General features: G+C 69.2%; 9 protein-coding genes. 2 read left to right on the top strand and 7 right to left on the bottom strand.

Features of this window, described 5'->3' with window-relative positions; translation table 11 throughout:
* Positions 1-86 precede the first annotated feature (86 nt).
* Entirely contained in the window at positions 87-1,547 is a 1,461-nt protein-coding gene (locus ACFWPX_RS04605) for an MFS transporter (protein WP_378926032.1), read from the bottom strand.
* 14 nt (positions 1,548-1,561) lie between these two features.
* Entirely contained in the window at positions 1,562-2,365 is an 804-nt protein-coding gene (locus tag ACFWPX_RS04600) for an acyl-CoA thioesterase (protein ID WP_378926030.1), read from the bottom strand.
* A gap of 53 nt (positions 2,366-2,418) precedes the next feature.
* Here ACFWPX_RS04600 and ACFWPX_RS04595 point away from each other — a divergent pair, with 53 nt between their 5' ends.
* A complete protein-coding gene (locus tag ACFWPX_RS04595) occupies positions 2,419-2,901 on the top strand; it encodes a winged helix-turn-helix transcriptional regulator (RefSeq protein ID WP_378926028.1) in 483 nt (160 codons plus the stop codon).
* Between the two features lie 79 nt (positions 2,902-2,980).
* Here ACFWPX_RS04595 and ACFWPX_RS04590 read toward each other — a convergent pair whose 3' ends face one another.
* Positions 2,981-3,598: a TetR/AcrR family transcriptional regulator gene (locus ACFWPX_RS04590; protein WP_378926026.1), complete on the bottom strand. Its 618-nt coding sequence runs from the start codon at positions 3,596-3,598 to the stop codon at positions 2,981-2,983.
* Between the two features lie 117 nt (positions 3,599-3,715).
* Between ACFWPX_RS04590 and ACFWPX_RS04585 the strand changes: the two genes are divergently transcribed.
* Positions 3,716-4,576: an SDR family NAD(P)-dependent oxidoreductase gene (locus ACFWPX_RS04585; RefSeq protein WP_378914294.1), complete on the top strand. Its 861-nt coding sequence runs from the start codon at positions 3,716-3,718 to the stop codon at positions 4,574-4,576.
* Positions 4,577-4,580: 4 nt separating this feature from the next.
* Here ACFWPX_RS04585 and ACFWPX_RS04580 read toward each other — a convergent pair whose 3' ends face one another.
* The 4 genes from ACFWPX_RS04580 to ACFWPX_RS04565 are packed head-to-tail and all read right to left on the bottom strand — an operon-like array spanning position 4,581 to position 8,305.
* Positions 4,581-5,162 carry an ATP/GTP-binding protein gene (locus tag ACFWPX_RS04580; protein WP_378914293.1) on the bottom strand — a complete coding sequence of 194 codons (582 nt, stop codon included), beginning with the start codon at positions 5,160-5,162 and terminating at the stop codon, positions 4,581-4,583.
* 4 nt (positions 5,163-5,166) lie between these two features.
* The gene (locus ACFWPX_RS04575; protein ID WP_378914292.1) at positions 5,167-5,541 is read right to left on the bottom strand and encodes a DUF742 domain-containing protein; all 375 of its coding nucleotides are present in this window, start codon (positions 5,539-5,541) and stop codon (positions 5,167-5,169) included.
* Positions 5,542-5,553: 12 nt separating this feature from the next.
* Positions 5,554-5,958: a roadblock/LC7 domain-containing protein gene (locus tag ACFWPX_RS04570; RefSeq protein ID WP_056809728.1), complete on the bottom strand. Its 405-nt coding sequence runs from the start codon at positions 5,956-5,958 to the stop codon at positions 5,554-5,556.
* Between the two features lies 1 nt (position 5,959).
* Positions 5,960-8,305, bottom strand: a complete 2,346-nt coding sequence (locus tag ACFWPX_RS04565; protein WP_378926024.1) for a nitrate- and nitrite sensing domain-containing protein — start codon at positions 8,303-8,305, stop codon at positions 5,960-5,962.
* Positions 8,306-8,517: the final 212 nt, after the last annotated feature.

Raw genomic sequence — 8,517 nt, 5'->3', positions numbered from 1 at the left:
AGTGTCTCGCGGGGTGCCACCCTGGGGCTCTGTGGGGGGGGGGGGCGCGGGAGGCGCCGCGACCGCTGGGTCGCCGACCGTTCGGGTCAAGCGGAAACTGCTGCGCCCCCCGATTTTTCGGGCGCGGCGGCAGCGGGTTCGCCGACGCCGGGCGATTCGACCGGTGGCCCGCTCTGCGATCCGGACCGTACAGCGAAGCCGATGAGCCCGGCGAGGACCGCGACCCCGGCGGTCACGTACCAGGCGCGCTGGAAGGCGTCGAGCGTGGCGGCCGGGGTGTCAGGGGTGCCCAGCATGGCTACCAGGACCGCGACGCCGACGGCGAGGCCGAGTTGGCGGGCCATGCTCAGGACGGCCGATCCTGTCGCGAAGCGTTGCGGGGGAAGGTTTCCCGCACCGACGGCGAACGCGGTCGGCAGGGTCAGCCCGACGCCGAGGCCGGTCAGCAGCATCCCGCCGAGTAGACCGCCCACATAATCCGGTGCCAGTTCGGCCGCGCGCGCCCACCACAGGAGGCCACCGCCGAAGGCGAGCCCGCCTGCCGCGATCACCGGGCCCGCGCCGATTCGGGCGATGAGCTTGCCCGCGGCGACGGCGACGAACGGCACGACCAGTGGGCCGGGCGCGATCGCCAGCCCGGTCTGCAACGCCGACCACCCCCACACGTTCTGCGCCCAGAGCGTGACCGAGAGCAGCATGGCCGCGAACGCGATCTGGAACACCAGCGAATTCGCCCCCGCGAGAACGAAATTCGGAACCCGGAGCAGGGCTGGGTCGACGATCGGGCTGTGATGGCGAGCCGAGCTCACCACGAAGACCACACCGAGGGCGAGCGCGACAGCGAACGCGGCGAGCACCCCGGTGGAGGTCCAGCCCCATTCGGGACCTTGGACGATGGCCAGGATCAAGGACCCGACCGCGCCGATCAGCGCTCCCGCGCCCAGCAGATCGGGCAGCGGACCACCCCCGGCGGGCGGGCACGGCAGCTTGCGCACGCCGATCGCGAGAGCGGCCAACCCGATCGGCACGTTCACGAGAAACACCCAGCGCCAGTCGATTTCGACCAGCAGCCCGCCGAGGACCGGGCCGAGCGCCGCACCGAGACCGCCGAAGGCGACCCACAGCCGCACCGCGCTCGCACGTCGCTCCGGTGGTGTCGCCGCGAGCACGAGGGCGAGCGAGGACGGCGTGAGGAGCGCGCATCCCACGGCCTGGACGACACGGAAGGCGATGAGCGACTCCACGTTCCAGGCCGCCGAGCACAGCGCCGACCCGATCACGAAGATCGCCAGGCCGGTGAGGAAGGTGCCGCGGTTACCGCTGCGGTCGCCGAGCCGACCGGCGGGAACGAGCAGGGCGGCGAAGACGATGGCGTAGAGGTTGAGCACCCAGGACAATTCGGTCAGTCCGGCGTCGAAGTCGGCTGCCATGGCGGGCATGGCGACATTGACGATGAAGAGGTCAAGGCTCGACAACAGCACACCGATGGAGACGATGGCGAGCACCAACCGCGGGTTCGTCTCCCGTGACGGGGCAACGGATTTCATGATCGAGCTCCCGTTCAGCCGAGGACGCGGCGGGTTTGACGGGCGGTGGCGAGCAGCACGCCGGCACCGTCCCAGATATCGGTGTCATCGACCGACCAGCCGCCGCCGGAACTGACGTTCGCGGCGCGGACCAGCACAGGTGCGTCACCGAGGTCGACGAGGTCGGCGTGGAGTTGCAGCGACAGGGTGACGGTCGGGACGGCGACCGGCGCGGTGAGCAGTGGGAACAGCCCGGGTGGGAGCGCGTCGGCGAGAACGGCCAGACTCGGCGCGTCGATGGGCAGCGCGGGGTCGAGCGCGATCCAGGCACACATCATCGCCTCATCCGCGCCGCTGAGGGGCAACGGGCCTGCGGCGGGGCGGATGACGAAATGCGCGCCGACGGGGACGATCTCGGGGGGCAGCTGGAACAGCGCGCAGTCCTGCGGAGCCGCGACGTGGGGCGCGGGCCGGGCGCTGTGGGCGGGGATCGCCGTCGCGCCGGGCGCGCCGAGGGTGACGGTGGCCGCGGCGACCGGCGCACCGTCCTGTTCGGCCATCACGTCCAGGATCGTCGTGCTGCGCCCGACGGTGTGTTCGGTGGCGCGCAGGGTGAACGCGCCGGTCGCCGGTCTGCCGAGGAACCGGACATCGGCGGCGCGCACAGGGAAGTCGCGCGAGCTCGCCCGCTGGGCGACCTCGATCAGGAGCCCGGCGAGCGCGCCGCCGTGCGGGCCGGTCCAGCCGCGCCACGAATCGTCGACAACGGCATTCCACTGCCCGGATTCCCCGGTAGTGAGGGCGAATTGTGCGCCGAGACGCCCAGTGAGTTTCATCATGCAACTCACATTAGATTGGTGAGTTCTTTCATGCAACCGACTACACTCGGGTCATGCGGCGCACCAGCTTCGAAGACATGAACTGCTCCCTGGCTCAGTGCCTGGAGGTGGTCGGGGAGTGGTGGACATTGCTGATCGTGCGCGACGCCCTCTTCGGCGTGACCCGTTTCGATGACTTCCGCGAGCGCCTCGGCATCGCCCGCAATGTGCTCACCCAGCGACTCGACGGCCTCGTCGAACACGGGATCATGACCAGAGAGCCCTATCAGGACAACCCCGTCCGCTACGACTACCGCCTGACCGACAAGGGTCGCTCCCTCTGGCAGGTGGTCACCGCGATGCGCCAGTGGGGCGACGAATGGGCCGCCCCGAACGGTGCCCCGGTCGAGGCGCTGCATCGCGGCTGCGGCCATGTCGCCACGATCGAGCCGACGTGCTCGCACTGCGGGGAGCGGGTCAACGGCCGCGACCTGAAACCGGTGGACGGCCCCGGCGCGGGTGAACGTTCCCTGTTGCCCGCATCGCTACGCGGGTAACGGTGCCGCTGCTCGGCTGGTGCTCGTCGGCCCGGCCGAGTCGGCCGGATATCGTTGTCGGACAGCCGGTTCCGTGAGTTCAGCCGCGCAGGCCGCGGAGGGCGGTCTCGACCACGCGATCGGCGAATTCCGTGGTCAGGGTGCCCGTGCGCAGTAACCACCGGTCCATCAGTGGACCCCAGATCATCGCGATGGCCACGTCGAGGTCGAGGTCGGCGGCGATCTGGCCCGCGGCCTGCGCGGCGGCCAGTCGGCGGCGTTTGAGGTCGTCGACGGGGCCTTGGAGGCGTTCGACGTAGGTGGCGGCCAGGGTGGTGTCGTGCATGATGGCGCTGGTCAGGCCGCGCAGGGGGAGGTCGAAGCGGGGGTCGGCGAGTTCGGCGACGGTGGCACGAAGGACGAGTTTCAGGTCGGCTTCCAGGTCGCCGGTGTCGGGCAGGCCCGGTGTCGCGTCGTCGCCGGTCTCGCTGAGCATCAGGAAAGCGTCGAGCAGGACGGCGCCCTTGGACGGCCACCACCGGTAGATCGTCTGCTTGCCGACCCCTGCCCTGGCGGCGATCGCCTCGATGGTCAGCTTGTCGAACCCGATCTCGCCTGCCAGCTCGAAGGCGGCGGACAGGATCGCGCGCCGGGATCCCTCGTTGCGCCGGGTCGCGTCGGCCGGGGGCCGGGGCGCGGGGTTCACCTGCTGACTCATGCCGCCATCGTAGCAACGAAAGAGACGAGACGTTGCGTCTTGACAAGGCGGCGATCCGGTGGCATTCTCTGATCATCAGACGAGACGCAACGTCTTGTCTAGGCAAGGAGGATCACCATGACCACCGCCGGTACCACCGCATCCCGTGTCTGGTTCATCACCGGAGCGAGCCGCGGTCTCGGCCGTGCCTTCGCCGAAGCCGCACTGGCGGTGGGGGACCGGGTCGCCGCCGCCGCTCGCACCGGATCCGCGCTCGACGAACTCGCCGCCGCCTATCCGGGGCAGGTCCTGCCGCTGACCCTCGACGTCACCGATCGCGCCGCGGTGCACACGGCCGTCGATGCCGCTGTCGCCCATTTCGGCCGTCTCGACATCGTGGTCAACAACGCGGGCACCCTGTCGATGGGCATGATCGAGGAATTCACCGAAACCGAGGCCCGCGCGCAGATGGAGGTCAACTTCTTCGGCGCGCTGTGGGTGAGCCAGGCCGTGCTCCCGCACCTGCGCGCCCAGCGCGGCGGGCACATCGTGGCAGTCTCGAGCATCGGCGGACTCGCCGGGTTCCCGCTGTCGGGCATGTACGCCGCGAGCAAATTCGCACTGGAGGGAATGACCGAGGCCCTGGCCATGGAAGCTGCGGAATTCGGTGTGCGGGTGAGCATTCTGCAGCCGGGCGGGTACTGGACCGACCTGTATTCGGCGATGGCGAACACCACGCCGATCGAGGCCTACGCCCCGCTACGGGCCCAGCTCGAGGCGCAGTGGGCCGAGGGTTCGGTCGACAGCGAACCGGCCCTGGCGGCCGAGGCGCTGCTCACGCTCGTCGGCTCCGAGGAACCGCCGCTGCGCCTGCTGCTCGGAAACATGGTGTACGACTTGGCCTTCGACCTCGCGCGCGCCAAGATGGCCACCTGGTCGGCCTGGGAGCAGACCAGCCGAGCCGCGGAGCGGGCAGTAGCCGCGCCGGGCTCGGCCTAGCCGCTCAGGTGGTGACCGGAGTCCGGGCGGCGCGATCGATCAGGTACTCGACCAGGTGAGTCAGCACCGCCTTGGCCGAGGGTCGATCGCGCGCGTCGCACAGGATCACCGGCGTGTTCGGATCCAGGTCGAGCGCGTCACGCACTTCGTCGACGGTGTAGCGCGGGGCACCGTCGAAGCAGTTCACCGCGATCAGGAACGGCAAGCCGCGCCGCTCGAAGAAGTCGACCGCCGCGAACGAATTGCTCAGCCGCCGTGTGTCGGCCAGCACGATCGCGCCGAGGGCGCCACGGCACAGCTCGTCCCACAGGAACCAGAAGCGGTCCTGTCCGGGCGTGCCGAACAGGTACAGCACCAGGTCCCGGTCGATGGTGATGCGACCGAAGTCGAGCGCGACGGTGGTCGTGTGCTTCTGCTCCACGCCCGACAGATCGTCGACACCGGTGCTGACCTCGGTGATCAGCTCTTCGGTCCGCAGCGGCGCGATCTCGCTGATCGCGCCGACCATGGTGGTCTTGCCGACGCCGAAGCCGCCGGCGATGAGGATTTTGACCGAGGCGGCCATGTGCTGGTCGCCTACGGACATCGGGTCAAAGTTTTCGGATGCCATCCAGAACCGCTCGCAATATGTTGAGGTCACCGGTACCGGCCTCGGCCGCTACCGGAGCCCGGAAGATGAGGTGGCCCTCGGCGATGAGATCACCGACGAGGATCTTGGTCACCGCCAGAGGCAGTTTCAGCACGGCCGAGACCTCGGCCACCGACTGCGGACGCTTGCACAATCGTGCAATCGTCGTGTACTCGGGTTCTGGTTTGCGCAGGGTGGGGGCGGGATGTACCGCTACCACCACCGTGAGCATGTCCAGGTCGTGCGCCGCGCCCATGGTGCGGCCGCGGGTCACCGCGTACGGCCGGACCAGGGGTCCGGCCGCGTCGTCGAACCACGGATCGCCGAGTCGAGTCATAGTCGAAACTTTCTATAGCTGCGCATGCCCGTGCCGGGGCTCCGTCGACAGATAGCTGCCGACCCGCTGCACGGTGAGATTCATTTCGTAGGCGACCATGCCGAGATTGGCGGACTCGTTGGCTTGCAGTGCCAGACAAGCATTTTCACCTGCCGAGGTGACGAAGAGTACCGCGCGATCGAGCTCGATCACCGCTTGGCGCACGCCGCCGCCGTCGAACCGGCTACCCGCGCTGCGCGCGAGACCGTAGAGGGTCGAGGACATGGCGGCGAAGTGTTCGGCGTCTTCACGCTTCATCTGCGAGGAGCGTCCGAGCAGCAGTCCGTCGGTGGACAGCACAACCGCGTAGCGGACCCCTGCCAGCCGGTCGACGAGATCGTCGAGTAGCCAGTTGAGATCACCGGGGGAAGAGTTCACCTCAGCCTTCCTGTTCGTCCTGGTTCGATGTGGTCTGTTGTTTGCGACCCTGACGGGTGCCGTTCTCGATCGCGGACATGATGTCGCGCGCCTGTTCTGCGGAGCGGGGGCGCTCGGGCACCGATGGCGTCTCTGCGGCGGGCTCGGTGAGCTCGGGCGCCAGATTCGTCTGCCTGCTGCGGCGCGGCAGCGCGGGGCGTTCGTCGGAGTCGGTGTCGTAGCGCGGGGTCTGCACGGCGGGTGCATCCGGGGCAGGCGCCATCGGACGTGGGGTCGGCGGGTCGGCAACCAGCGTCGCGACCGACGCCGGTGCCGATTCGAGGGCGGCGAGCGGTCCCGAATCCTGCGGCGCGGGCAGGCCGCGGCGCAGCGGGCCGGTCATCGTGGGCGGCGTGCCCGCCAGATCGGCCTCGCCCGCCAGCAACTGCTGGGGGATCAGCACGATGGCACGGATGCCGCCGTAATCGGATTCGCTCAGCCGCACCGACACACCGTGCGCGAGGGCGAGGCGGGCGACCACGAACAGGCCGAGGCGCGAGTCCGAGGACAGCGTGCCGACACCGAAGTCCGGCGGATCGGCCAGCATGTTGTTGTAGCGGACCAGGTCGTCGGCGCTCATGCCCATGCCCTGGTCGGTGATCTCGACGACCACACCCTTGCCGACGATATTGCCGCCCGCCTCGACCCGCGACTGCGGCGGGGAGAACGCGGTGGCGTTGTCGACCAGCTCGGCGAGCAGGTGCACGAGGTCGGCCACGACGGTGCCGACGACACTGACCTCGGGCAGTTTGGTGACCCGCACGCGCGCGTAGTCGAGCGTTTCACCGATGGCGCTGCGCACCACGTCCATCACGGGCACCGGCTGACGCCACTGCCGGCCCGGGCGACCGCCGCCGAGGATGATCAGGTTCTCGGCGTTGCGGCGTTCGCGGGTGGCCAGGTGGTCGAGCCGGAACAGGGTCTCGAGCAGCGCCGGATCCTCTTGGCGGCGTTCGGCTTCGTCGAGGATCTCGAGCTGGCGGTGCACCACGATCTGGCTGCGATGGGCGATGTTGAGGAACACCGCGCGCACACCCTCCCGTGTACGGGCCTCGTCGACCGCGGCACCGATCGCCGCCGCGGCGGCGTGTTCGAAGGCCTTTGCGACCTGACCGATCTCGTCGTGCCCGAAGTCCAGGGTGGGGGCGGTCTCGGCCGGATCGACCTCGCCGCCGTCGCGCAGGGTGCGCATGGTGGCGGGCAGTTTCTCGTCGGCGAGTTGCAGTGTGGCAGTGCGCAGGCGGCGCAGGCGGCGGATGATCCGGTTGGCCAGGATCACCGCGACCATGAAGACGAGCGCGCTGAGCGCGAGCACGCCGCCGCCGGCCAGCGCGGCGTTCGTCTCGGCTTTGCGAGCGGAGTCCTCGGCGAGCTTCTGGACGTGGTCGTTGTAGCCGGCATACGAGTCGAGCAGGCTCCGGTTGACCTCGGCCGCGGCGTTCTGCCATTCCGGTGTCGCCAGGGGCAGCGCGGGGGGTGTGACGGTCTTGCTGGTCGAGGTGCTTGCCTGGGTGGCCGACGACACCGCGAAACGCTGCACGAGAGCGGTTTCCATGGCGGCGAGCTGCTGCCAGTGTCCGGTGGCCGTCAAGGCCACGACGGCGCTGCGCTCCGGTTCGTCGAGTCCGGCCGCCAGGTTGGCGATTTCGCCGTGGTAGAGGCCGGTCTGGTTGGTGAACTCGTCGAGCGGGATGGCCGAGGTTCCGTCCGAAGCCACCATCGCGGCGGCGACCGCGTTACTGCGTGACATCGCCTCGGCCGCACCGAGCAAGCGCAATCCCTCGGACACACCGGACGCGACGACCGCGTCGGGCGCCGCGCGCTCGGCGACCTTGGTGCCCTGGATGATCACGTTGAGCAACGAGTTGTAGAACAGGTAGGCGTCCGAAATCGGCAGCATCCGGGCATCGGCGCCCTTGCGCACGCCGTCCAGATGCGTGCCGAGCGTGGCGAAACCGGCCTTGTCGTCGCCGATATTGGAGTCATCGATCGCGCGCAGGTTATCGCCTGCGCGGATCAGCCCGCGAAACGCCCCGTCCATGCGCGTGCGCGCCGCGGCGAGCCCCAGCGCCGCGGTCTCGTCGCCGGCCAGGTGCGCCAGGGTGAGGTGCCGCTCGGATTGGACCGATTCGATCAGCTCGCGGGCGGGCACTGCGGCCTCCTGCAGCTGCACAGCCCATGATTTGGCCTTGTTGCTCTGCTCGACCAGGTAGCCCGCCGTACCGACGCCGACCACCACCAGAGTCAAACTGGGTATGAGGGCAATCGCCAGAATCCGGGTGCGCACACCGAGTCTCGCTAAGAACATCGCTATAACGTAACGGAATCGTTGCAGTGTTGTCGTGCGTGTCTCGGTGAGCGAGACGCGATTTGGTTTGCGCGGGAACACATTTGCTATATAGGGGCCCGCACGGAAAACGGCGAGCTCACCCCGCCGGCTGAGCCGCGATGGCCCAGTCGGCGGGGGCTCGCCGTGACCTGCCGGCCCCGGGAAAGATGCTGCCAGGTCAGGTTTTCGGT

The sequence above is a fragment of the Nocardia sp. NPDC058518 genome (assembly GCF_042719655.1).
Lineage (GTDB): Bacteria > Actinomycetota > Actinomycetes > Mycobacteriales > Mycobacteriaceae > Nocardia.
This window is presented reverse-complemented; position numbering and strand designations above follow the sequence as displayed.

Excerpts from the sequence above, each read along its gene's own strand:
- ACFWPX_RS04595 (WP_378926028.1), top strand. The coding sequence starts at position 2,419 with ATGCGGCGCACCAGCTTCGAAGACATGAACTGCTCCCTGGCTCAGTGC.
- ACFWPX_RS04585 (WP_378914294.1), top strand. The coding sequence starts at position 3,716 with ATGACCACCGCCGGTACCACCGCATCCCGTGTCTGGTTCATCACCGGA.
- ACFWPX_RS04565 (WP_378926024.1), bottom strand. The coding sequence starts at position 8,305 with ATGTTCTTAGCGAGACTCGGTGTGCGCACCCGGATTCTGGCGATTGCC.
- ACFWPX_RS04590 (WP_378926026.1), bottom strand. The coding sequence starts at position 3,598 with ATGAGTCAGCAGGTGAACCCCGCGCCCCGGCCCCCGGCCGACGCGACC.
- ACFWPX_RS04605 (WP_378926032.1), bottom strand. The coding sequence starts at position 1,547 with ATGAAATCCGTTGCCCCGTCACGGGAGACGAACCCGCGGTTGGTGCTC.
- ACFWPX_RS04575 (WP_378914292.1), bottom strand. The coding sequence starts at position 5,541 with ATGACTCGACTCGGCGATCCGTGGTTCGACGACGCGGCCGGACCCCTG.
- ACFWPX_RS04580 (WP_378914293.1), bottom strand. The coding sequence starts at position 5,162 with ATGTCCGTAGGCGACCAGCACATGGCCGCCTCGGTCAAAATCCTCATC.
- ACFWPX_RS04600 (WP_378926030.1), bottom strand. The coding sequence starts at position 2,365 with ATGATGAAACTCACTGGGCGTCTCGGCGCACAATTCGCCCTCACTACC.